Source organism: Azospirillum endophyticum (assembly GCF_016595245.1).
GTDB classification, from domain to species: domain Bacteria; phylum Pseudomonadota; class Alphaproteobacteria; order Azospirillales; family Azospirillaceae; genus Azospirillum; species Azospirillum endophyticum.
In genome coordinates this window covers 84,814-108,524 of record NZ_JAENHM010000060.1, presented here as the reverse complement: position 1 = coordinate 108,524, position 23,711 = coordinate 84,814, and the positions used below count along the sequence as shown (strand labels likewise).

Here is a 23,711-nt window from a genome sequence, read left to right as displayed (position 1 = left end):
TGGCTCCCTCTCCCGAGGCGGGAGAGGGCATTTGTAGCCACCCTTCTTACTTCCCGCGCCCGGTCTTGTCCTGCAGCGCGTCGATCCGCTTGGACGCTTCCGCCTTGGTCAGGCCATCGTCGAACGATTCGCCGGCTTCCTCGCTGAGCGTCTTCAGGTAGGACGCCTGGGCGCCGGTCATCGGCTCGTCGCCGGTGGTCCAGTCGTCGGGATTCTTGTCGCGGTTGGAGGTGTCTTCGCCGGTCTTCGGATTCTCGTGACCGGCATGGTCGTGGCGATCGGTGGACTGCTTGGTGGTCATGATCCGTGCCTCTCGAAGGGGAACGTATCATGAACAATGGCGAAGGCGGGAAGTTCCCGCCTTCGCCGGGAAAACATCACCCGCCGTTGCGCCGCAACAGGAAGACGCCCTGTTCGCCCAGCAGGTTGGCGAAGCCGGAATGGGCGCGGCTGGCCACCCGGCCGGCACGGTCGATGATGCGGGTCTGTTCGATGGTGATGCCCATCTCCTCGGTCAGGACGACGAAGTCGCGCAGCGTGCAGAAATGGATGTTGGGCGTTTCCCACCACTGGTAGCCCAGCTTTTCCGTCACCGGCATGCGGCCGGTCAGCATCAGCTGGAGCCGCACCCGCCAATAGCCGAAATTGGGGACCGACACGATGGCGCGGCGGCCGATGCGGCACATCATCTCCAGCACGTCGCGCGGCTGCTTCATCGCCTGCAGGGTCTGGCCCAGGATGACGTAATCGAAGGCCTCGGCCGGATAGTCCTTCAGGTCGGCCTCGGCATCGCCCTGGATCACCGACAGGCCATGCGCCACGCATTGCCGGACGCCGTCCATGCTGAGCTCGATGCCGCGGCCGTCGACGTTCTTGGCGTGGGACAGATAGTCCAGCAGGGCGCCGTCGCCGCAGCCGACGTCCAGCACGCGGCTGTTCGGCTCCACCATCTCGGCGATCAGCTTCAGGTCGTCGCGAATGTCCAGCATGGTCGGTCTTCTTGCCCCAATCAGCGCGCGCGGCGGGCGGACAGGCCGCGATGCTCGGCGCAGCCCTCCAGGAAGCCGTGGATGACCTGATGGAACTCCGGCTCGTCCAGCAGGAAGGCGTCGTGGCCCTTGTCGGTCTCGATCTCCACGAAGCTGACATTGGCGGCGACGGCGTTCAGCGCATGCACGATGGCCCGCGATTCCGAAGTCGGGAACAGCCAGTCGCTGGAGAAGCTGGCAAGGCAGAAACGCACCGGCGTCGTCTTGCCCCCCGGCCGGAAGGCGTTCGCCAGCGTGCCCCCGGCATCGGCGGCGAGGTCGAAGTAATCCATCGCCCGCGTGATGTAGAGGTAGGAATTGGCGTCGAACCGCTCGACGAAGGCCGCCCCCTGGTAGCGCAGGTAGCTTTCCACCTGGAAATCGGCGTCGAAGCCGTAGGTGACGGCCTTGCGGTCCTGCAGGTTGCGGCCGAATTTGCGGTGCAGGGCCGCTTCCGACAGGTAGGTGATGTGGGCGGCCATGCGGGCGACGGCCAGACCGGCCTCCGGCTTGGTGCCTTCCAGCAGGTAGTTGCCACCGCGCCAGTTGGGGTCGGCCATGATCGCCTGGCGTCCGACCTCGTGGAAGGCGATGTTCTGCGCCGAATGGCGGGCGGCGGTGGCGATGGGCACCGCGGCGAACACCGATTCGGGATAGGCGACCGCCCATTGCAGCACCTGCATGCCGCCCATCGACCCGCCGATGACGCAGAACAGCTTCTCGATGCCGAGATGCTCGACCAGCAGCTTCTGCGCCCGCACCATGTCGCCGATGGTCACCACCGGGAAGGACAGGCCATAGGGCCGGCCGGTGGCGGGGTCGGCGTCCTTCGGCCCGGTGCTGCCCAGGCAGCCGCCCAGCACGTTGGAGCAGATAATGAAATAGCGGTCGGTGTCCACCGGCTTGCCGGGGCCGACCAGCATCTCCCACCAGCCGGGCTTGCCGGTGACCGGGTGCTTCTCCACGACGAAATGGTCGCCGGTCAGGGCGTGGCAGATGAAGATCGCGTTGGATTTGTCGGCGTTCAGCGTGCCGTAGGTCTGGTAGGCGATCTGGAAGCCGCCGATCTCGATGCCGCTGTCCAGCCTCATCGGCCGGTCCACCGCCAGCCGCACGCGCTTGCCCGGCATGGCCGGGTGGTCGGCGACCGCCGGGTTGACCGGGGACGGGGTGACCAGGGAGGGCTGCGGCGCGGTGGGGGGCGCGGACATGTCGCTTCGGGCCTTCGGAAGCGGTTCCCGGCCTGTGTGAGGCCTTGCGGCGCCTCGGCGGGAACCGTCGGTGAGCTGGGGCGGAACGGGAGGGTATAGCTACGAAGCCGGCCTTCGGAGTGTCAATGTTTTCTTTGATTTCGCGGCGCATGCGGACTACTACTATCCGGCTCTGCATTTTATGGTTTTGTGACCCATGGCCGCCGCCCGGACCCCGCTCGACGATTTGCGCCGCGAGATCGACCAGATCGACGACGCGATCCATGACCTGCTGATGCGCCGCGCCGCCGTGGTGGAGCGCATCGGGGTGGCGAAAGGCAATGGCGTTGCGGACAGCGGCGCCCAGCCCGTGATCCTTCGTCCGGCGCGGGAGGCCACCATCCTGCGGCGCCTGATGGCCCGCCATGCCGGCTCCTTCCCCGCCCAGGTCGTGGTGCGCATCTGGCGGGAGATGATCACCGCCTTCACCCGCATGCAGGGGCCCTTCGCCGTCGCCGTCTATGCGCCGGAGGATCGCCGCGGCTTCTGGGACGTCGCCCGCGACCATTTCGGCGGTTTCGTGCCGATGACCGCCGTCAACACCCCGGCCGCCGCGTTGCGCGCGGTGTCGGAAGGGGCGGCCACCGTCGCCGTCGTGCCCTATCCGGCCGAGGACGATTCGGATCCCTGGTGGCGCTTCCTGGTGTCGGCCGATGCCGGAAGGCCGCAGGTGGTGGCGCGGCTGCCCTTCGGCGGGCGCGGCAATGCCCGCGGCGAGAACCGCGACGCGCTGGCCATCGCCGCCGTCCCGCATGAGCCGACCGGCGACGACCGCACGCTGCTGAGCATCGAGATCGGCGGCGACCTCAGCCGTGGCCGCCTGAAGGATCTGCTGGAGGCCTGCGGCCTGCCGCCGGTCGGCTTCTGCACCTGGCACCCGGCCGGCCATGCCACCGGGATGAGCGGCGGCGGGCCGTCCGTCCATCTGGTCGAGGTCGGCGACTTCGTCGGACAGGCCGACCCCCGCCTCGCCAAGCTGGCGGAACGGTCGGGCGACATCCCGGTGCGGGTCACCGTCGTCGGCGGCTATGCCGTGCCGCTGCATCTGGGCTGATCCGCGCATTCAGGGCGAGCCGGCCGAGCGCCTCCTGCCTTAAGCTGCACCCGCAGTCGGCAGGGTTGGAACATGGTCGCCGGACCTGTTCCACCCTGTTCCACTTTCATCCCAGAAACGCCCATCCAACAGCGTCGGAAGGTAAGCAGACCATGACCCAGCCGAACGGCCCGCAGCCGCGTCCGGGGATTCTCGACATCGCCGCCTATGTCGGCGGCGAGCATCAGGGTCATATCCGTCTCGCCTCCAACGAAGGGGCGCTGGGACCGAGCCCGAAGGCGATGGACGCCTATGCGGCGGCGGCCTCGACGCTGCACCGCTACCCCGACGGCGGGTCGGCGGCGCTCCGCGGCGCCATCGCCAAGCGCTTCAACCTGGATGCCGACCGCATCGTCTGCGGCGCCGGGTCCGACGAGATCATCAGCCTGCTGATCCGCTCCTATGCCGGGCCGGGCGACGAGGTGCTGTATTCGCAATACGGCTTCCTGATGTACCCGATCGGTGCCAAGTCGGTCGGCGCCACCCCGGTGACCGCGCCCGAGGACGGGCTGACCGCCAGCGTCGACAATTTGCTGGCCCGCGTTACCCCGCGCACCCGCCTGGTCTTCCTCGCCAACCCGAACAACCCGACCGGCACCTATCTGCCGGCGTCGGAGGTGGCGCGGCTGCATGCCGGCCTGCCGCCGGACGTCATCCTGGTCATCGACGCGGCCTATGCCGAATACATGAACAAGGACGACTACACCGCCGGCGAGGAACTGGTGGAGCAGTTCCCCAACGTGGTGATGACCCGCACCTTCTCGAAGATCTTCGCGCTGGGCTCCCTGCGCATCGGCTGGTGCTATGGCCCGGCTGGGATCGTCGACGTGCTCAACCGGGTGCGCGGTCCCTTCAACGTGTCGAACGCCGCCCATGTCGCCGGCGTCGCCGCGGTGGAGGACGCCGAGTTCCTCGACCGCTCCCGCAGCCACAATGAGCAGTGGCGCGAGTGGTTCTCCGCCACCGTGCGGGAGCTTGGCCTGACGGTGCACCCGAGCGTCACCAACTTCGTGCTGGTCGATTTCAAGGGCCTGCCCGCCGGCAAGGACGATGCCGAGGCCGCCCGCCAGTTCCTGAAGGCCCGCGGCATCCTGGTCCGCCAGATGCCGTCCTATGGTCTGCCGAGCTGCCTGCGCGTCACCATCGGCACCGAGCAGGAAATGCGCGCGGTGGCCGACGCGCTGCGGGACTTTTTGAAGTCCTGAAGAGGTGCCGTGAATCTCCCTCTCCCGTCCCGGGAGAGGGAAGGGGCCCATGCGGAGCATGGGAAGGGTGAGGGGTTGGGCAGGAAGCCATGTGCTTCGGGATTCTTGGGTCACCCCTCACCCTCCCCACCGCTTTGCGGCGGGTCCCCTCCCTCTCCCGGGACGGGAGAGGGCTTGGACTTAGCTTCACCCCCGGTTCAGCAGGAAATCGACGGTCTCCGGCCGCCCAGGCAGGTCGAGCTTGGCCTGCACCGGTTCGCAACGGCTGACGATCCGGCCGCGGCGCAGGACGAACAGGCGGGCGGCGCGGGTGCGGATCGCCTCCACCGGGCCGCCGGCCTGGAGCACCACCAGATCGGCGTTGCAGCCGGGCTCCAGCCCATAGCCGTCCAGATGCAACAGCTTGGCCGGGTTCACCGTCACCGCATCGAAGGCGGCCTTGATGCCGTCCTGGCCGGTCATCTGGCCGACATGCAGCCCCATATGCGCCACCTCCAGCATGTCGCCGGATCCCAGCGGATACCAGGGGTCCATCACGCAGTCATGGCCGAAGGCGACCGTCAGCCCGGCGGCCATCAGTTCCGGCACGCGGGTCATGCCGCGGCGCTTTGGATAGGTGTCGTGACGGCCCTGGAGGCTGATGTTGATCAGCGGGTTGGCGATCACCCCCAGCCGCGCCTCCGCCATCAGCGGGATCAGCTTGGAGACGTAGTAGTTGTCCATCGAGTGCATGGAGGTCAGGTGCGACCCCGTCACCCGCCCATGCAGACCCAGCCGCTGAGTCTCATAGGCCAGCGTCTCGACATGACGGGACAGCGGGTCGTCGGTCTCGTCGCAATGCATGTCGACCAGCAGCCCGCGCTCCGCCGCGATCTCGCAGAGCAGCCGGACCGAGGCGGCGCCATCGGCCATGGTCCGCTCGAAATGCGGGATGCCGCCGACAACGTCAACACCCATGTCCAGAGCCCGGACCAGCAGCTCTTCGGTGCCGGCTGAGCGCAGGACGCCGTCCTGCGGGAAGGCGACCAGCTGCAGGTCGAGATAGGGGGCGACGCGCTTCTTGACGTCCAGCAGAGCTTCGACCGCCAGCAGGCGCGGGTCGCAGACATCGACATGGCTGCGCACCGCCAGCAGGCCGCGCCCGATCGCCCAGTCGCAGTAGGCGAGCGCCCGCTCGACGATGGCGTCCTGCACCAACTGCGGCTTCAACTCGCCCCACAGCGCGATGCCTTCCAGCAGGGTGCCGCTCTGGTTCACCCGCGGCAGGCCGTAGCTGAGCGTGCTGTCCATGTGGAAATGCGAATCGACGAAGGGCGGGCTGACCAGCCGGCCGGTGGCGTCGATCTCCGCTGCCGCTTCGCCGGCCAGATTGGCTTCGACCGCGGCGATGCGGCCGTCCTTGATGCCGATGTCGATGCCGCTGCGGCCATCCGGCAGGGTGGCGCGGCGCAGGATCAGGTCGAACATCAGCGTTCTCCTTTGCGGTACGGGATCATCAGGGCGCGCGGGTAGGAGGCCCGGCGGGCCACCAGCACCAGCGCCAGGATGCTCAACAGATAGGGCATCATCAGGAACAGCTGGTAGGGCAGGATACCGCCGCTCGCCTGCTGCAACCGCAGTTGCAGCGCGTCGAACACCGCGAACAGCAGGGCGCCCAGCAGCGCCTTGCCCGGCCGCCAGGAGGCGAAGACCACCAGCGCGATGCAGATCCAGCCGCGCCCGTTGACCATGTTGAAGAAGAAGGCGTTGAAGGCCGACAGCGTCAGGAAGGCGCCGGCCAGCGCCATCAGCGCGCTGCCCGCCATCACCGCCCCGATGCGGATGGCGGTGACGTTCAGCCCCTGCGCCTCGGCGGCGGCCGGATTCTCGCCGACCATCCGCACCGCCAGCCCGACCGGCGTACGGTAGAGGACATAGGCGACGACCGCGACCAGCAGGAAGGCGAGGTAGGTCAGCGGCGTCTGGGCCAGGGCACCCGGCAGGGCCAGCGGTTGGAACGGCTCGATGGTCGGCGGGGTGCTGGCCTGCGGCAGGACGAGCCGGTAGACGAAATAGGACAGGCTGGTGCCGAGCAGGGTGACGCCGATGCCGGTCACATGCTGCGACAGGCCGAGCGGCACGGTCAGCGCCGCATGCAGCAGGCCGAGCAGCGCGCCGCAGGCGGCGGCGGCCAGCACCCCGGTCCAGAGATCGGCCCCCTGATAGACCGCCATCCAGCCGGCCATGGCGCCCAGCGTCATGATGCCTTCGATGCCGAGATTCAGCACGCCGGCCCGCTCGCACACCAGCTCGCCCAGCGTGCCCAGCACATAGGGGGTGGCGATGCGCAGCACCGCGGTCCAGAAGGCGGCCGACAGCAGGATGTCGAGGATGATCGACAGGAAATCCATGACCCCTTACCCCCGCCGCAGCCGGTAGCGCGCCAGCAGCCCGGCGACCAGCATGCACAAGAGGCTGGTGGCGACCAGGACGTCGGCGATGTAGTTGGGAACCGGCATGGCCCGGCTCATGGCGTCGGCGCCGACGAAGATGCCGGCAATGAACAGCGCGGCCCCGACGACGCCGATGGGGTGCAACTGGGCCAGCATGGCGACGACGATGCCGCTGTAGCCGAAGCCCGGCGACAGGTCGAGCGTCAGGTAACCCTTCAGCCCGCAGACCTCCGCCGCCCCGGCCAGCCCGGCCAGCCCGCCCGACAGCAGCGCGGTGCGCAGCATGACCCGCGTCACCGGCATGCCGGCGAAGGCGGCGGCACGCGGGTTGGCACCGACCGCGCGGTTCTCGTAGCCCCAGATGGTGCGGGTATCGACCAGCCACAGCAGCACCGACAGGCCGAGCGCGATGGCCAGCCCGGCATGCAGGCGGGTGCGCGCCACCAGCTTGGGCAGTTCCGCTGCTTCGACGACGGGAGCCGACTGCGGCCAGCCCATGCCCATCGGGTCCTTCAGGGCACCTTCCAGCAGCAGCGACACCAGCAGCAGCACGACGAAGTTCAGCAGCAGGGTGGTCACCACCTCGTCGACGCCGAAGCGGACCTTCAGCACGGCGGGGCCGAGCAGGGTGACGCCGCCCGCCGCCGTGCCGGCGATCATCACCAGCGGGATCAGCGCCCAGGCCGGCAGGTCGAGCATGCCGCCGCCCACCACCACGGCGGCCAGCGCGCCCATGTAGAGCTGACCCTCCGCCCCGATGTTCCACAGCTTGGCGCGGAAGGCGACGGCGGCGGCGAGGCCGGTCAGGATCAGCGGGGTGGCGCGGGTCAGCGTTTCGGTCAGGGCGAAGCGGGAGCCGACGGCCCCCTCGAACAGCAGGCCGTAGGCGCGCAGGACCGGAGCGCCGGTCCAGGCGACCAGCAGGGCGCAGAGCGCCAGCGCCGCCACCACGGCGCCGACCGGCGCCAGCAGCCGCAGGGCGAGCGGGGTATCGGTGCGCGGTTCAAGCCGCATCAACAGTCTCCGGCAGGATGTCGCGCAAAATATCCCAATGCCCGGCCATCAGCAGGCCGAGCTGGCTGACCGACACCCGGTCATGCGGCAGAAGCGGGGTGAGGCGCCCGTGATAGGCGACGGTGACGCAATCGGCCAGCGCCAGGATCTCGTCCAGATCCTCGGAGATCAGCAGGACACCGGCCCCGGCGGCGCGGGCATCGAGCAGCCGGCTGTGAACGTAGGACACCGCACCGATGTCGAGCCCGCGCGTCGGCTGGCTCGCCAGGATCAGGTCCGGGCCATGGGCCAGCGTGCGGCCCAGGATCAGCTTCTGCATGTTGCCGCCCGACAGCAGCTGCGTGCGCGCGTCGGGACCGGGGCAGCGGACGTCGAACTCCTCGATCACCTCGCGGGCGTATGTCTTCGCAGCGCCCCGCCGCAGCACGCCGAATCGAGAGAAGGCGGAATCGTGGTAGCGCTCGGCGATCAAATTCTCCCACACCGCCATGGTGCCGACCAGACCGGCGCTGTGTCGGTCCTCCGGGATGCGGGCGACGCCGCGCCGGACCATGTCGGCCGGGTCGCCATGCTCGACCACGCTGCCCTTCAAGGACAGTTTGCCGGAGTCGGGACGGATCAGGCCGCTGACCAGCTCGGCCAGCGCGGTCTGGCCGTTGCCGGATACGCCGGCGATGCCGACCACCTGATGGCGGCGCACCGTCAGGTCGGCTCCGTCCAGCAGCGGACGGCCGTGGCCGGAGGCGACGGTGATGCCCGCCAGTTCCAGCACCGGCTCGCCGGGGCTGAGCGGGGCGGGGGCCGGCGGCTTGACGCTGCGGCCGACCATCAGCTCGGCCAGCTTCGCCCGGTCGGTGGAGGCGGTAGCGTGGGTGGCGACCAGCTTGCCGGCGCGCAGAACGGCGACGGTGTCGCTGGCGGCGAAGACCTCGTTCATCTTGTGGCTGATGAAGACGACGGCCAGCCCGTCGGCGGTCAGCCGGCGCAGCGTTTCGAACAGCCCGGCCGATTCCTGCGGCGTCAGCACCGCGGTCGGCTCGTCCAGGATCAGGATGCGGGCGTCGCGGTAGAGCGCCTTCAGGATCTCAACCCGCTGGCGTTCGCCGACCGACAGGTCGCCGACCAGTGCGTCCGGCCGCACTTCCAGCCCGAAGCGCTGGGAGAGGTCGAGCAGCCGGCGGCGGGCGGCACCCCGGTCGGAGCGCCAGCGCCACAGCGATTCGGTGCCGACGGCGACATTGTCCAGCACCGACAGATTGTCTGCCAGCGTGAAATGCTGGTGGACCATGCCGATGCCGGCCTCCAGCGCGGCGCGGGGCGAACCCGGCGGCAGGGGGCGGCCGAACGCCTCGATGGTTCCCTCGTCGGCGACGTAATGGCCGAAAAGGATGTTCATCAGGGTGGTCTTGCCGGCGCCGTTTTCGCCCAGCAGCGCCAGCACCTCGCCGGCGCGGAGCGTCAGCGAAATGCCGTCGTTGGCGAGCAGCGGGCCGAACCGCTTGGAAATGCCGGCGAGCCGGAGGACGACCTCCGGCCTGCCTTTCACGGGTGATGACATTGCAGATACGCCGGATGTCACATCGTCGACTTCGGCTCGGCGTCGTTGACCTTCACGGTGAACTTGCCGTCGCGGATCTGCTGCTCGCGCTCCTTGACCTTCGCCTTGACGGCGTCGGGGATTTTCGCCTCGAAGGTGCCGAGCGGCGCCAGGCTGGAGCCCTTGTGCGCCATCATGCTGTAGGGGCCGTAATCCTCGGCCTTGTAGCTGCCGGCCTTCACCGCGGCGATGGCGCGCTCCACCGACGGCTCCATGTGCCACAGCGCGCTGGCGACCACGGTTTCCGGATATTGCGGCTGGGTGTCGATGACGTTGCCGATGGCGAGCACCTTGCGTTCCTTGGCGGCGTCGGACACGCCGAAGCGTTCGGCGTACATCACGTCGGCGCCGCGGTCGATCATGGCGAAGGCGGCTTCCTTGGCCTTGGGCGGGTCGAACCAGGAGCCGATGAAGCTGACCGAGAACTTGACCTGCGGGTTGACCTCCTTGGCGCCCTCCATGAAGGCGTTCATCAGGCGGTTCACCTCGGGGATCGGGTAGCCGCCGACCATGCCGATGACGTTCGACTTGGTCATGCCGCCGGCGACCATGCCGGACAAGTAGGCCGGCTCCTGGATGTAGTTGTCGAAGACCGAGAAGTTGGGCTCCTGCGGCTTGAAGCTGGAACCCATGACGAAGGCGGTCTTCGGATAGTCCTTGGCGACGGCGCGGGCGGCGCGCTCCACCCCGAACACCTCGCCGAAGACCAGCTGCTGGCCGGCCTCGGCATACTGGCGCATCACGCGCTCATAATCGGTGTTGGCGACCGACTCGGCCCAGACATACTCGATGTCGCCGCGGTCGGCGGCAGCCTTCAGCGCGACATGGATACGGCTGACCCACTGCTGCTCGATCGGAACGGTGTAGATGCCGGCGACCTTCACCTTGCCCTGCGCGAATGCCGGCAGGGAGCCGCCGGCCGCCGCCGCGAAAGCGACCGCGGCGACGCCGCACAGCACCGCACGGCGCGTCATTCCCACAACACCCATGCCCAGTTTCCCCATCCCCCGAACCGACATCGTTCAGTCCCCTTCGTCGCTGAATATCGTTGGCCACGTATCCTCGGCCGCGTTTTGCCGACCGCCCATCCTTGGCGGCAGGGCGGCGGGCCCGCCGGCTCCCATGATTAACCGGGAATGTTACCCGGAATCCATGGGAGCGTGCGCGCCGGACATGCAAATGCAACGGAAATGCCAGAGGCCGGGGCCGCCACCCGTCTGGCGGGGCGGCCAGCCGGCCGGTCAGAATGCTGGCATGTGATTGAAAAACAGGCAGAAGTTCCTGGCCATCCGGTCAGGATCGCGGCGTTTCCCCGGCGCTCCGTCCTTGTCCGGCGAGGGCCAGCACGGCGGCGAGCAGGAGGAACAGCAGGGCCCCTCCGCCCCAGACCCGGACATAGCCGGGCATGCCGAGGCTGGGAACGAAGGCGTAGACGGCGGCCAGGACCGCCCAGACCGCGACGATGGCGAGCATCAGGAGAATTTCATGGTTCTTCATGGCGGCTCTCCTGCGCTCAATGGCCGTGGCCGCCCCCGATGGCGGCGATCGGCAGCGACTGGATCAGTTGGAAGGCGGCGATGGTGAAGACATACATGGCCGCCACCAGGGCCGCGATGGAGACGGGGCCGGTCCAGGCGGGAGCGGTCCCGATCCGGCTTGGCTCCACCCTCCAGGCGACCGCCGTCAGGTCCGTTGCCGGGGCCTTGCGGCCGGACAGCAGGGTGCGGACGACGCCATAGACGCTGACCGACAGGGCGGCGGCGAACAGGCTGGCGCCGATGCCGACCAGAGCCATCAGGACCGGCCATGCCGCGGGTGCCAGGCCGCCATAGCCGATGTCGAACACCCGGCGCGGCACGCCCATGGTGCCGGCGGCGATGCCGGCCGCGGCGAACAGGAACAGGCCGGCGGTCACCAGGGCCGGCATGCGGGCCAGCAAGGCGGGGCGCCACAGGGGGCCGCCGTTCAGCGCCGGCAGCATCACCATCAGCGCCGCCAGGAAGGTCTGGGTCAGCACGCCGACGGCGAAGAGATGGAAATAGCCGGGGACGAAGAAGGTGTCGCTCAGCATGGGTGCCAGATCGCCCTGGATCAGCACGAAGGCGAAGGTGAGGCCGGCCATCATGTTGACCACCGCCCAGCCCATGTTCGCCATTGCCGGGTTGCTCCAGGGCAGGCCGCGCATCCAGCCGAGAAAGCCGGTGGCGCCGTGGGCCCGTGCGCTGGCTTCCAGCGACGAGACGATGATGGCGAAGGCCGCCAGCGTCGGGACGGAGACGAACAGCGACAGCAGCGATCCCACCACCCGCACGCCGTCGGACAGGGTGGGCTCCAGGAACATGTGATAGAGGCTGGTCGGCGGCACGAAGACCAGATAGGCGGCGAAGACGATCTTCGACAGCCGGGCGCCGTGGATGGAGGTGACGCCGGTCAGATGCTCGGTCAGCACGTACCAGACCAGCACCGTCGCCATCAGCGGCAGATAGTGCAGGTTGTGGAACAGGATGTGCCATTCGGTACCGTGGTCGGCCGGGAAGGGGCCGGCGCCGAGCGCCCACAGCAGGCCGGGCAGGAAGGCGTTGGTGGCGGCGATGGCGCTGACGATCAGGAAGCCGGCCCAGGCGAACAGGGCGAAGCCGACCGCGCCGAACTCTTCCGTTTCGCCCCTGCGGCGCGGTTGCAGCAGGGTGGCGATGCCGCTGGCGGCGGACGCGGCGAGGCCGGCGGCCAGCAGCAGATAGCCGAGCGCGAAGACCCCGACCGAGCGCGGATCGTCCACCGCCAGTTCCGGACTGCCGTCATAGAGCAGCGGCGTGCCGGTGGCGGAAATCCACTCGCTGACCGCGAAACCGGTCAGCATCAGGGCCGCCCCCGCCCAGGCTGCCGGGCGCAGGGCAAGGCCGCGGCCATTCTCCGCCGCCGCCAAGGCCAGCAGCAGCGCCGCCTGGATCAGGTAGAGCCAGTAGAAGAACACCGACACGCCATGCAGCGTCAGCAGCCGGTAGGCGTCGTCGGAGTAGAAGCGCAACGCCCCGGCGCGGGCGAGCGCGGTGAGAAGGCCGCCGGCAAGCCCGAGAACCAGGGCCAGCAGGGCCGCGCCGAACAGCAGGTTCAGCAATGCCTTGTCCGGCCGGGGCAGGGTGCGGATGCGCACCGTCAGGCCGTGAGCCGTCCTGCCGGGAGCGGCGGCGACGGGGGCATCTTGCGGAATGATGTCCATGATCGATCCCCCGGTCAGACGACGACGATGCGGCCCTGCATGGCGTCATGCGCCTGGCCGCAATAGACGGTGCAATAGACGAGGTACTCGCCCGGCTTGGTGAAGGTGACCGTCTGCTCGCTGACGATGTTCGGACGCAGCCGGACGATCCGGCTGGCCATGCCGAGTTGGATCGAAGCCCCGTGTGTGATGTCGTCCGCCATCATGCGGAAGCGATAGGCTTGGCCCGCCTTGAGGCGCAGCAGATCGGGGCTGTAGGCGAATCTCTGCGCCATCAGGTAGACGGTGACCGGTTCAGCGGCGGCAATGTGGTTGCCATGGCCGCCATCAGCGTGGCTCCCATTGGCAGTTCCATGGGAATGCCCGCCGGCATGGGACGCGGCATGGGGATCGACGCTGCCGTCGGGCTGTCCGTAGGTCCGCAGGAAGGCCTCATGGTCCAGGCGGAAACTCTCCGCCGTGGCCGCCGCAGGATGGCCGTCATGGCTCCCGGCAGCGCTGCCGCCATGGTCGTGCACCTGGGGGACGGGCTCGGAGGCGCGTGCGGCGGACGGCGTGTGGCCGAAGGGGAGGGGGGCGGCGCCATAGGCCGCCCAGGCGCCGTAAAGCGACACGGCGCCGAAGCCCAGTCCGGCGATGAAGCCGCGACGGGTCGTGAAATGCCTCGGATCGGGCATGATGAAATCCTCTGATCGCGTGTGGGGTCGCTGGGCACACCGCGACCGGCTGGCTGGTACGGGTCAGCCGGCGCGGGGCCGATCAGAGGCTGGTCTTGGGAGGGGGTGTTTCCGGTGCAATGCCGCGCTTGTCCGGCGTGTGGTCCGGGCGCAGCGGCCACGAGGCGTCGGCCCAGCGGGCCGGAGGCGGAAGTTTGCCGGTCGCCGGGGCTTCGGCCGCCGGGCAGCAGGGGGCGGACATGGCCAGCGTCGCTTTGTGGGCTCCGCTTCCGGCCTTGCCGCCGGTGCCGTCGCGCGTATCGCCATGGTGATGGTCGGACGATCCGGGGGGGCCGTCCACAGGCGCCATCGCTCCGCCGACCGCGCCCAACAGGAGCGCGAAGGCAAAGAGAAGAACGGCAAGGATGTGGCCCGAATGCTTCATGTCCGCCGCAAGGTCGACCGGCCGGGGGGCACTCCCCAGGCGATGCCGACTTTAGCCGATCACGGGACGCCCGCCATTGATCGACATCAAGCGAACGGCATCCTGCGCTCGGTCCCGCTCCATCAGGGCCGCCCGCGCTTTCGCGCCTCGCCCCGGCAGCGGTCGGAGCAGTATTTCACCTCGTCCCACACCCGCTCCCATTTTTTCCGCCAGATGAAAGGGCGGTTACAGACCGGGCAGATCTTGGCCGGCAGCTCGGCCTTCTTCACGCCCTTCACGCCGGGCCGCCTCCCAGGATCGCCGCCGGCCGGCGCAGGACGGGGTCGAAGGGGTTCAGCTGGCGGCTGATCGCTGCGGATTCGCGTTTGAGGATGTCGACGACCACCGGCAGCCGCTCCTCGTTCAGCCTTTCGCTGATCGTGCCGACGCTCAGCGCCGCCACGGCATGGCCGTCGCGGTCCAGCACCGGCACCGCCACGCCGGACATGCCCGGCAGCAGCCCGGTAGAGCGGCTGGCATAGCCCAGATCCCGCACCCGGGCGATCTCCGTGCGCAGATAGACCTCGTCGATGATGCCCACCCCCTGCATGCGCGGCAGGTTGAAGCGGATCACCTCCTCCCGCTCCTCCGCATGCAGGAACGCCATGATGGCGAGGCTGCCCTGGCCGACGCCCAGCGTCACCCGTCCCCCGATGTCGCCGGTGAAGGAGCGGATGGGGAAGGGCCCCTCGCTGCGGTCCAGGCAAACCGCGTCGAAGCCGCTGCGCACCAGCAGGAAGATGGTGTCGCGCAGGGTCGCCGACAGGCGCAGCAGGATCGGCCGGCAGATGTCGCGCAGATTGTTCGGATTGCCGGCCTGCGCCGCGAGACCGAACAGATCGATGCCCAGGCGGTAGCGTTTGGTCGCCTTGTCCACCTCCGCCATCCGCTCTTCCACCAGGATCTTCAGCAGGCGGTGAACGGTCGGCGGGGTGAGGTCGAGGGCCCGCGAGATGTCGGTCAGCCGCGCCCCGGTCTCGTTGGAGGACGCCAGCAGGCGCAGAATCGCCAACCCGCGCTGCAGGCTGGATTTCCCGCCCGCCTCGTCGCCGCCGGCGCCCTGTTTGGTCTCGTCGCCGCCGGAAAGGGCTTCGCGGCTATCGGCGCTCATATTCCGCTCCATCCTGAAAATCGGTGATGTTTGCTGCCCCATCTATTCCGCATATCGGAAGCTTTTGCAAAATCTTTTCTGTCCATGGAAAAAGCGGATTGACGCCATGAGGGGCTCGGCGGAACCATCGGAGCAACAGGTGAGGCCCGGAGACCGAGGCCGATTGTCGCAAGAGGGAGAATTCCCCCGTGTCGTTCCTTGAATTGAAAAACATCACCAAGCGTTACGGGCCGCTGACCGCGGTCGGCGACGTCTCGCTGTCGGTGGAGAAGGGCGAGTTCGTCTCCCTGCTCGGGCCTTCGGGCTGTGGCAAGACCACGACCCTTCAGATGATCGCCGGCTTCGTCGAACCGTCGGCCGGCACCATCCGGCTCGACGGCCGCGACATCACGCGGGCCAAGGCGAACAGCCGCGGGCTGGGCATCGTGTTCCAGAGCTACGCGCTGTTCCCGCACATGACCGTGTTCGACAATGTCAGCTTCGGTCTGGAGATGCAGCGCGTGGCCAGGGGTGAGCGCAAGCCCCGGGTGGAGGAGGCGCTGTCGCTGGTCCATCTCTCCCCCTATGCCAAGCGCTATCCCCGCGAATTGTCGGGCGGCCAGCGGCAGCGCGTGGCGCTGGCGCGCGCCCTGGTGATCCGCCCGCCGGTCCTGCTGCTGGACGAGCCGTTGTCGAACCTGGACGCCAAGCTGCGCGAGGCGATGCAGTTCGAGCTGCGCGAGATTCAGCGCAAGGTCGGCACCACCACGGTGATGGTCACCCACGACCAGGCCGAGGCCTTCTCGATCAGCGACCGCGTCGTGGTGATGGAGGCCGGACGCATCACCCAGATCGACCAGCCCTACCGCATCTACGAGCATCCGGAGACGGAGTTCATCTCCCGCTTCGTCGGCAAGACCAACCTGCTGCCGGGCAAGGTCGTCACCGCGACCGGCGCCGGCGCCACGGTATCGCTGGCGGGCATCGCCGTGCCGGTGGAAACCGCCGACCTGTCGGTGGGCGAGACGGTGACGCTGTGCATCCGGCCGGAGAAGCTGCATCTGACCGCGCCGTCGAGCGGGCTGTTGACCGGCCGTGTCGCCGACCGCTTCTTCCTGGGCAGCCAATGGCTTTATCACATCGACGGGCCGGTCGGCACCTTGATGGTGGTGACGCCGAACGACGGCTCCACCCCGGCGGAGCAGGGCGCGCCGGTCGGGCTCGAATGGTCGCCGTCGGTGGTGCGCGTCCATCGCGGCGCCATGGCTGAAGCCCCGGACGTGGCGCTCGAGGTGACGGGATGAGCGCCGCCCTTCCCGAGACGGCGCCCGCCGCTCCCGGCGACGAGACGCCGGAGCGCCGCTTCCCCACCGCTCCGCTGTTCTTGTCGGGGCCGGCAGCCTTGCTGTTCGCGGCGCTGGTGCTGACCCCGCTGTTCCTGACGGCGCTCCTGTCCTTCAACCAGTTCGACTATGCGACCGGACGGACCGGCGGCTTCACGCTGGAGCATTACCTGTCGGTGGTCACCGACGAGTATTACCTGGAAATCTTCCTGCGCACCTTCCGGATTTCGGCCCTGGCGACCGCCATCTGCGTGGTGATCGGCGTGCCGGAGGCCTACATCCTCAGCCGCATGACCAACCCCTGGCGGTCGATCTTCCTGCTGGTGATCCTGGCGCCGCTGCTGGTCTCGGTCGTCGTCCGCGCCTTCGGCTGGAGCATGCTGCTGGGTCCGGAAGGCCCGGTGAACGGCGCGCTGATCGCGCTCGGCATCGGCCGGATGAAGCTGCTCTACACCGAAGGCACGGTGGTCGTGGCGCTGGTCCACGTCATGCTGCCCTTCATGGTCATCCCGGTCTGGACCTCGCTGCAGAAGCTCGACCCGGCGGTGGAGCAGGCGGCGCTGTCCTTCGGCGCCTCGCGCGCCACGGCCATCGTCCGGGTGGTGGCGCCGCAGATCCTGCCCGGCATCCTGTCGGGGAGCCTGATCGTCTTCGGCCTCAGCGCCAGCGCCTTCGCCATTCCAGGATTGCTCGGCGGGCGGCGACTGAAGATGGTCGCGACGGTGGTCTACGACCAGTATCTCAGCGACCTCAACTGGCCGATGGGTGCTGCGGTCGCCGTCATCCTGCTCGCCGCCAACCTGATCATCATGCTGACCTACCACCGCATGGTGGAAGGCCACTACCGCCGCCGGCTGGGGTGAGGATGCCATGACCCGCAACGGACCCGTCGCCCTGTTCTTTCATACGCTGGTCGTCATCTTCATGCTGGCGCCGCTGGCCATCGTCTGCCTCGTCGCCTTCACGCCGGAAAACACCCTGTCGCTGCCGACCAGGGGCTTTTCGCTGCGCTGGTTCCAGGCGGTGTTCCACCATCCCGACTTCGTCCAGTCCTTCTGGAACAGCCTGTGGCTGGCGGTGCTGTCGGCGACGCTGGCGGTTGCCCTGGCGGTGCCGGCCTCCCTCGCCGTCACCCGCTGGGAGTTTCCCGGCCGCGGCTTCCTCAACGCGCTGTTCCTGTCGCCGCTGATCATCCCGCATCTGGTGCTGGGTGTCGCCATGCTGCGGCTGTTCGCCGTCGTCGGCGCGACGGGCAGCTTCGGCTGGCTGGTGGCGGCACACATGGTGATCGTCACCCCCTATGTGATGCGCCTGCTGATCGCCGCCATTTCCGGCTTCGACCGCAGCGTCGAGCAGGCCGCCTACTCGCTGGGTGCCAGCGAGGCCATCGTGTTCCGCCGCGTCACCCTGCCGATGATCCTGCCCGGCGTCACCGGCGGCTGGCTGATCGCCTTCATCAACAGCTTCGACGAACTGACCATGTCCATCTTCATCACCTCGCCGTCCACGGTGACGCTGCCGGTGCGGATGTACATGTACGCCACCGAATCCATCGACCCGATGATGGCGGCGGTGTCGGCGCTGATCATCGGCATCACCATGGTCGCCGTGCTTCTGCTCGACCGCGTCTATGGGTTGGACCGCATCCTGGTCGGCCAGCATTGAGCATCCGCTCCGGCCGTCCACTCCTCGGAGACCAGTCATCATGGCTTTGCTGCAGCGTGTGGCCGAACAGGGCCGGCGCGTGGTCCGCTTCACCCTCGACGGCCGTCCGGTGGAGGCCCTGGAAGGCGATACCGTCATGACCGCCATGCTCACCAACGGCGACCGGCTGCGCCGGGCGGAGTTCGCCGACAGCCCGCGCGCCGGCTTCTGCATGATGGGCGCCTGCCAGGATTGCTGGGTGCGGACGGAGGAGGGCGAGCGCCTGCGCGCCTGCGGCACCTTCATCGCCGAGGGCATGCGCCTTCTGAGCACCGGGGAGTGGACGTCGTGAGCGAACTCCTCCCGCCGGTCATCGTCGGCGCCGGCCCGGCCGGCATCCGTGCGGCGGAACGGCTGGTCGCCGCCGGCCTGCGTCCGGTGGTGGTGGATGAGGCGGCACGCTGGGGCGGCCAGATCTACCGCCAACCGCCGGATGGCGGCTTCACCCGGCCGAAGACCGCATTGTACGGCTTCGAAGCGGGCAAGGCCGACGCGCTCCACCGCGCCATGGCGGCGATCCGCGACCGCGTGGACTACCGGCCGCGCACGCTGGTGTGGAACTGCGAGGCGGGTGCCCTCGACCTGCTGAGCGAGGGAGCGAGCGAAGCCTTGCCCTTCAGCCATCTGATCCTGGCGACGGGTGCCACCGACCGCGTGCTGCCCTTCCCCGGCTGGACCTTGCCCGGCGTCTTCACGCTTGGCGGCTCGCAGGTCGCGCTGAAGTTCCAGGGCTGCGCCGTCGGCCGGCGGGTGGCTTTCCTCGGCACTGGGCCACTGCTCTATCTGGTCGCCTACCAGTATCTGAAGGCCGGGGTCGAGGTGGCGGGGGTGTTCGACACCACGCCCTTCGCCGCCCAGGCCCGCGCCACCGCCGGCATGCTGCGCGACCCGGCGACGCTGGCAAAGGGGCTGCTGTTCGTCGGCTGGCTGCGCGCCCACGGCGTGCCGATCCACAACGGCGTCCGTCCGGTGCGCGCCGAGGGCGCGGAGCGGGTCGATGCGCTGGTGTGGCGCGATGCGCGCGGGCAGGTGCGGCGCACCGCGTGCGACGCCGTCGCCTTCGGGCTCGGCCTGCGGTCCGAGACGCAACTGGCCGACCTCGCCGGCTGCCGCTTCCGCTTCGACGAGGCCGACCGGGCTTGGCTGCCGGAGCGGGACGGGGCAGGGCGCAGTTCGGTTCCCGGTGTCTATCTGGCCGGCGACGGCAGCGGCATCGCTGGCGCTGACGCAGCGGAACTGGCGGGGGAGCGCGCGGCGCTGGCCCTGCTGGAGGATCTCGGCCGGCCGGTCGAGGCCGCACGGGTGAAGGAGCTGGACGGCCGGCTCGCCCGTATCGTCGCCTTCCGCCGCAGCCTGTCGGCCGCCTTCCCCTTCCCGGCGGACTGGGCCGACGCCATTGCCGACGACACGATGATCTGCCGCTGCGAAGGCGTCACCGCCGGTGCCGTGCGCGAGGTCGCCCGCAGCGGACAGGCCCGCGAGATGAACCGCGCCAAGGCGCTGACCCGCGCCGGCATGGGCCGTTGCCAGGGCCGCATGTGCAGCGCCACCACGGCGGAACTGCTGTCCCGAACGCTCGGTACCGGCCCCTACGGCGTCGGCCGCCTGCGGGCACAGCCGCCGATCAAGCCGCTGCCCATCGCGACCGTTGTTCCCTCTCCCCCCCGGGGAGAGGGTCAGGGTGAGGGGGATGCATTGCGAGGCCCCGGTCGGTCAACCGCGCTGTTCCAACCCGCAACAAACGCTCCGCCACGCATCCCCCTCACCCAACCCTCTCCCCGCTTTCGGCGGACCGAAGGTCCGTCTGTCGCGTCAGCGCAAACTTCGTTTGCGCATGAGCGGGGGGGAGAGGGCACTGACGACGGGCGGGAGGTCGCGTGATGCGGGAACGGATCGATTGCGACGTCGCCATCGTCGGCGGCGGGATCGTCGGCGGGTCGGCGGCGCTGTTCCTGCGGCAGGCCGGCCTGTCGGTGACGCTGCTGGAGCGCGACTGGTGCGGCGCCAAGGCGAGCGGCGTCAATTTCGGCGGCGTGCGCCGGCAGGGCCGCCCGCTGGAGCAGCTGCCGCTGTCCCAGCGCGCCCATGCCATCTGGGGCCGGCTGCCGGAGTTGCTGGGCACCGATGCCGAATACATCCGCTCCGGTCATCTGAAGCTGGCGCGCAGCGAACCCGATCTTGCGTCCCTGATCGACTACCGCGAGCGCACCCAGGGCTTCGGTCTCGGGCTGGAGATCGTCACGGGCGATGAGTTCCGCCGCCGCTGGCCGGCGCTGGGCGACCGCGCCATCGGCGGCTCGCTGTGTCCGGAGGACGGCCACGCCAACCCGCGTCTCGTCTCCCCCGCCTTTGCCCGCGCCGCGGCCAAGCTGGGTGTCGTGGTGCGCGAACAGACGCCGGTCGACCGGGTCGAGAAGGACGGCGACCGCTTCGTCCTGCTGAGCGGCGACGTTCTGGAGGTGCGCGCCCGCTTCCTGCTGAACACCGCCGGCGCCTGGTCCCGGCGGGTGGCGGAAGCCTTCGGCGAGCCGGTGCCGCTCGAATCGCTCCACCCCAACATGGCGGTGACGGAGCCGCTGCCCCGCTTCCTCGACGTCAACATCGGGGTGGAGGGCGGCGGCGTCTATGGCCGGCAGGTGCCGCGCGGCAACATGGTGGTCGGCGGCGGGCGCGGCTTCGCACTGGACGCCGATCGCGCCCGGCCGCAGCGCGACGCCGTGCTGACCCTGATGCGCGACGCAGCGGAGCTGTTCCCGCAGCTGCGCCACGCCCACGTCATCCGCTGCTGGACCGGGGTGGAGGGCTACACGCCCGACCGCAACCCGATCATCGGCCCCAGCCGCACCACGCCCGGCCTGTTCCACGCCTTCGGCTTCTCCGGTGCCGGTTTCCAGATCGGCCCCGGCGTCGGCCAGACGCTCGCCGAACTGGTAACCGCCGGCGAGACCGCGATGCCGCTGGAGCCGTTCCGCATCGACCGCTTCCCGCTGACCACCTAAACGCCGACCGCCTAAAATCCCATCCCTTGGCCCTTTGGAGGACGTGCATGCCCACCTTGCGTTCCCTGTCTCTCACCGGTCTCGCCACGGTTGCCATCGCGGCCGCCGCGTCGCTCGCCACTCCCGCTGCCGCCCAGACCAAGACGGTCTACATCGGCATGAATGGCGGCACGATGGAGAAGACCTACACCGAGAACGTCTTCCCCGCCTTCGAGAAGGCGACCGGCATCAAGGTGGTGGTTGTCCCCGGCACCTCGTCCGACATCCTGGCCAAGCTGCAGGCCCAGAAGGACAATCCGCAGATGCACGTCGTCTTCCTGGACGACGGGCTGATGTACCGTGCCATCGGCATGGGCCTGTGCCAGAAGATGGACAGCTCGCCGGTGCTGAATGACGTCTACCAGTCCGCGCGCCTGAAGGGCGACATGGCGGTCGGCGTCAACATGGGCATGACCGGCCTCGCCTATAACAAGGCGATGTTCGACGAGAAGGGCTGGGCGCCGCCGACCAGCTGGATGGATCTGGCCGACCCCAAGTACAAGGGCAAGATCGTCGTCCAGTCCGCCGCCAGCAGCTCCTTCGGCCTGCACGCCTTCCTGATGTACAACCGCATCAAGGGCGGCACCGAGGCCAACGTCGATCCGGGCTTCACCACCTGGCGCAAGACCATCGGCCCGAACGTGCTGGAGTACATCCCCAGCTCCGCCAAGATCGCCGAGATGGTGCAGACCAACGAGGCGGCCATCTTCCCGCTGACCCCGACCGGCGTCGGCAGCCTGAAGGCCAAGGGCATCCCGGTGGAATACGCCCAGCCCAAGGAAGGCTCGGTCGTCCTGATGGTCGGCGAATGCGTCGTCGCCAAGAACCCGGACAACGAGGCCGCGCAGAAGCTGGCCGCCTACCTGCTGGGGCCGGAGGCGCAGCTCGCCGCCCTGCAATACGGCGCGCAGATCCCGTCCAACACCAAGGTCGCGGCGCCGGCCGAGGTGGCCGACGAGATGAACAAGTTCCAGGGCTACATGAAGAACGCCGTCACGGTGGACTGGGACGTCATCAACGAGAAGCGCCCGGACTGGAACCAGCGCTGGAACAAGGAAATCGAACGGTAACCGGAAAATGGAAAGGGGGGCGCAAAACGCCCCCCGATCTTTTTCGCCCGATTTTCCGAGGGACGCCTATTCGGCAGCCACCGCCGCGCGGCGCCGGGCCTCGCGGGACTGGCGGCCTTCCTTCAGCTTTTCCGACAGCAGGAAGGCGAGTTCCAGCGATTGGCTGGCGTTCAGGCGCGGATCGCAGGCGGTGTGGTAGCGGAGCGCCAGGTTGTGGTCGGTGATCGCCTGGGCGCCGCCGGTGCACTCCGTCACGTCCTGGCCGGTCAGTTCGAAATGCACGCCGCCGGCATGGGTGCCTTCGGCCTGATGCACCTCGAAGAAGCCTCTGGCCTCGGCCAGCACGCGCTCCACCGGGCGGGTCTTGTAGCCGGTGGTCGACTTGATCGTGTTGCCGTGCATCGGGTCGCAGGACCACACCACGGTGCGGCCTTCGCGCTGGACCTTGCGCAGCAGCGGCGGGAACTTCTCCGCCACCTTGTCGGAGCCCATGCGCACGATCAGCGTCAGGCGCCCGGCCTCGTTGGCCGGATTCAGGATGTCGATCAGGCGGATCAGCTCGTCCGGGTCGGTGGTCGGACCGCATTTCAGGCCGATGGGGTTCTTCACCCCGCGCAGGAACTCGACATGGGCACCGTCGGGCTGGCGGGTGCGGTCGCCGATCCACAGCATGTGGGCCGACACGTCGTACCAGTCGCCGGTGGTGCTGTCGATGCGGGTCAGCGCCTGCTCGAACGGCAGCAGCAGCGCCTCGTGGCTGGTGAAGAAATCGGTCTCGCGGATCTGCGGCGTCGTCTCCGCGGTGATGCCGCAGGCGGCCATGAAGGCCAGCGTCTCGTCGAGGCGGGTGGCCAGCTCCTGGAAATGCTCGCCGGCCGGCGACTTCTCGACGAAGCTCAGCGTCCACTGATGGACCTTGTGCAGGTCGGCATAGCCGCCCTGGGCGAAGGCGCGCAGCAGGTTCAGCGTCGCGGCGGCCTGGGTATAGGCCTGCATCATGCGTTCCGGATCGGGAACGCGGGCGTCGCTGGTGAAGTCGAAGCCGTTGACGATGTCGCCGCGGTAGGACGGCAGGTCCACCCCGTCGATCGTCTCCATGTCGGCAGACCGCGGCTTGGCGAACTGGCCGGCCATGCGACCGACCTTGATGACCGGGATCGAGGCGCCGAAGGTCAGCACCACGGCCATCTGCAGCAGGACGCGGAAGGTGTCGCGGATGTTGTTGGGATGGAATTCGGCGAAGCTCTCGGCGCAGTCGCCGCCCTGCAGCAGGAAGGCCTGGCCGGCGGCGGCGTCGGCCAGCTTGGCCTTCAGCCGGCGGGCCTCGCCGGCGAAGACGAGCGGCGGATAGGAGGACAGGCGCTGTTCGACCGCCTCGACCTTCGACTGGTCGGGATAAGTCGGCAACTGCTTCGCCGGTTTCGTCCTCCAACTGGCGGGTGTCCAACGCTCGACCATGACGCGCCTGCTCTTCCTTGACGATTGCG

Annotated in this window: 24 protein-coding genes; 9 read left to right on the top strand and 15 right to left on the bottom strand. The window is 68.9% G+C overall.

Translation table 11 applies throughout. The features are described from left to right. Nucleotides 1-46: 46 nt before the first annotated feature. From JHL17_RS21825 to metX, 3 genes are all read right to left on the bottom strand, one after another. Entirely contained in the window at nt 47-301 is a 255-nt protein-coding gene (locus tag JHL17_RS21825; RefSeq protein ID WP_200196378.1) for a DUF3072 domain-containing protein, read from the bottom strand. A gap of 76 nt (nt 302-377) precedes the next feature. Continuing rightward, nucleotides 378-989, bottom strand: coding sequence for a methionine biosynthesis protein MetW (gene metW, locus JHL17_RS21820; protein WP_200196376.1), 612 nt, complete (start codon nt 987-989; stop codon nt 378-380). Nucleotides 990-1,009: 20 nt separating this feature from the next. Next, complete coding sequence (gene metX / locus JHL17_RS21815) at nt 1,010-2,239, bottom strand: homoserine O-acetyltransferase MetX (RefSeq protein ID WP_425599641.1); 1,230 nt, start codon at nt 2,237-2,239, stop codon at nt 1,010-1,012. 196 nt (nt 2,240-2,435) lie between these two features. Here metX and JHL17_RS21810 point away from each other — a divergent pair, with 196 nt between their 5' ends. Together JHL17_RS21810 and hisC are read left to right on the top strand one after the other, a co-directional pair. After that, on the top strand, nt 2,436-3,332 hold the full coding sequence (locus JHL17_RS21810) for a chorismate mutase (RefSeq protein WP_200196374.1): 897 nt from the start codon (nt 2,436-2,438) through the stop codon (nt 3,330-3,332). Between the two features lie 152 nt (nt 3,333-3,484). Continuing rightward, on the top strand, nt 3,485-4,576 hold the full coding sequence (gene hisC / locus JHL17_RS21805; protein WP_200196373.1) for a histidinol-phosphate transaminase: 1,092 nt from the start codon (nt 3,485-3,487) through the stop codon (nt 4,574-4,576). 186 nt (nt 4,577-4,762) lie between these two features. Here the strand turns inward: hisC and JHL17_RS21800 are convergent, their stop codons facing one another. The 11 genes from JHL17_RS21800 to JHL17_RS21750 all read right to left on the bottom strand — a co-directional run bounded on the left by JHL17_RS21800 (nt 4,763) and on the right by JHL17_RS21750 (nt 15,090). Then, complete coding sequence (locus tag JHL17_RS21800; protein WP_200196372.1) at nt 4,763-6,043, bottom strand: amidohydrolase family protein; 1,281 nt, start codon at nt 6,041-6,043, stop codon at nt 4,763-4,765. Then, on the bottom strand, nt 6,043-6,966 hold the full coding sequence (locus JHL17_RS21795) for an ABC transporter permease (RefSeq protein WP_200196371.1): 924 nt from the start codon (nt 6,964-6,966) through the stop codon (nt 6,043-6,045). Before JHL17_RS21795 ends, JHL17_RS21800 begins: the two co-directional genes overlap by 1 nt. A 6-nt stretch (nt 6,967-6,972) precedes the next feature. Beyond that, on the bottom strand, nt 6,973-8,022 hold the full coding sequence (locus JHL17_RS21790; RefSeq protein ID WP_200196370.1) for an ABC transporter permease: 1,050 nt from the start codon (nt 8,020-8,022) through the stop codon (nt 6,973-6,975). Next, on the bottom strand, nt 8,012-9,580 hold the full coding sequence (locus JHL17_RS21785; RefSeq protein WP_200196369.1) for an ABC transporter ATP-binding protein: 1,569 nt from the start codon (nt 9,578-9,580) through the stop codon (nt 8,012-8,014). Before JHL17_RS21785 ends, JHL17_RS21790 begins: the two co-directional genes overlap by 11 nt. 17 nt (nt 9,581-9,597) lie before the next feature. Next, complete coding sequence (locus JHL17_RS21780; protein WP_200196368.1) at nt 9,598-10,608, bottom strand: BMP family protein; 1,011 nt, start codon at nt 10,606-10,608, stop codon at nt 9,598-9,600. Between the two features lie 304 nt (nt 10,609-10,912). Next, nucleotides 10,913-11,116, bottom strand: coding sequence for a hypothetical protein (locus JHL17_RS21775; protein ID WP_200196366.1), 204 nt, complete (start codon nt 11,114-11,116; stop codon nt 10,913-10,915). A gap of 16 nt (nt 11,117-11,132) precedes the next feature. Beyond that, nucleotides 11,133-12,839 carry a cbb3-type cytochrome c oxidase subunit I gene (locus JHL17_RS21770; RefSeq protein ID WP_200196364.1) on the bottom strand — a complete coding sequence of 569 codons (1,707 nt, stop codon included), beginning with the start codon at nt 12,837-12,839 and terminating at the stop codon, nt 11,133-11,135. A gap of 14 nt (nt 12,840-12,853) precedes the next feature. Further along, nucleotides 12,854-13,516, bottom strand: coding sequence for a cupredoxin domain-containing protein (locus tag JHL17_RS21765; protein WP_200196362.1), 663 nt, complete (start codon nt 13,514-13,516; stop codon nt 12,854-12,856). Nucleotides 13,517-13,598: 82 nt separating this feature from the next. Continuing rightward, nucleotides 13,599-13,856, bottom strand: a complete 258-nt coding sequence (locus tag JHL17_RS21760; RefSeq protein WP_200196360.1) for a hypothetical protein — start codon at nt 13,854-13,856, stop codon at nt 13,599-13,601. 206 nt (nt 13,857-14,062) lie between these two features. Next, nucleotides 14,063-14,218: a DUF2256 domain-containing protein gene (locus tag JHL17_RS21755; protein ID WP_200196358.1), complete on the bottom strand. Its 156-nt coding sequence runs from the start codon at nt 14,216-14,218 to the stop codon at nt 14,063-14,065. Beyond that, nucleotides 14,215-15,090, bottom strand: coding sequence for an IclR family transcriptional regulator (locus JHL17_RS21750; RefSeq protein ID WP_200196356.1), 876 nt, complete (start codon nt 15,088-15,090; stop codon nt 14,215-14,217). The genes JHL17_RS21755 and JHL17_RS21750 overlap by 4 nt, the downstream gene beginning before the upstream one ends. Nucleotides 15,091-15,278: 188 nt before the next feature. Between JHL17_RS21750 and JHL17_RS21745 the strand changes: the two genes are divergently transcribed. From JHL17_RS21745 to JHL17_RS21715, 7 genes are read left to right on the top strand one after another with little or no spacing between them, the layout of a single operon-like run. Then, nucleotides 15,279-16,373, top strand: a complete 1,095-nt coding sequence (locus JHL17_RS21745; RefSeq protein ID WP_200196353.1) for an ATP-binding cassette domain-containing protein — start codon at nt 15,279-15,281, stop codon at nt 16,371-16,373. After that, a complete protein-coding gene (locus JHL17_RS21740) occupies nt 16,370-17,275 on the top strand; it encodes an ABC transporter permease (RefSeq protein ID WP_200196351.1) in 906 nt (301 codons plus the stop codon). Before JHL17_RS21745 ends, JHL17_RS21740 begins: the two co-directional genes overlap by 4 nt. Before the next feature lie 7 nt (nt 17,276-17,282). Beyond that, nucleotides 17,283-18,077 (top strand): ABC transporter permease, encoded by a 795-nt coding sequence (locus JHL17_RS21735; RefSeq protein ID WP_200196349.1) that lies wholly within the window; start codon nt 17,283-17,285, stop codon nt 18,075-18,077. Between the two features lie 40 nt (nt 18,078-18,117). Then, on the top strand, nt 18,118-18,408 hold the full coding sequence (locus JHL17_RS21730; protein WP_200196347.1) for a (2Fe-2S)-binding protein: 291 nt from the start codon (nt 18,118-18,120) through the stop codon (nt 18,406-18,408). Then, nucleotides 18,405-19,997, top strand: coding sequence for an FAD/NAD(P)-dependent oxidoreductase (locus tag JHL17_RS21725; RefSeq protein WP_345773855.1), 1,593 nt, complete (start codon nt 18,405-18,407; stop codon nt 19,995-19,997). Before JHL17_RS21730 ends, JHL17_RS21725 begins: the two co-directional genes overlap by 4 nt. After that, nucleotides 19,997-21,115 carry an NAD(P)/FAD-dependent oxidoreductase gene (locus JHL17_RS21720; protein WP_211113514.1) on the top strand — a complete coding sequence of 373 codons (1,119 nt, stop codon included), beginning with the start codon at nt 19,997-19,999 and terminating at the stop codon, nt 21,113-21,115. The genes JHL17_RS21725 and JHL17_RS21720 overlap by 1 nt, the downstream gene beginning before the upstream one ends. A 47-nt stretch (nt 21,116-21,162) precedes the next feature. Continuing rightward, on the top strand, nt 21,163-22,224 hold the full coding sequence (locus JHL17_RS21715; RefSeq protein ID WP_200196343.1) for an ABC transporter substrate-binding protein: 1,062 nt from the start codon (nt 21,163-21,165) through the stop codon (nt 22,222-22,224). Between the two features lie 66 nt (nt 22,225-22,290). Here the strand turns inward: JHL17_RS21715 and JHL17_RS21710 are convergent, their stop codons facing one another. Next, nucleotides 22,291-23,682, bottom strand: coding sequence for a class II 3-deoxy-7-phosphoheptulonate synthase (locus JHL17_RS21710; protein WP_200196341.1), 1,392 nt, complete (start codon nt 23,680-23,682; stop codon nt 22,291-22,293). Between the last annotated feature and the right edge of the window lie 29 nt (nt 23,683-23,711).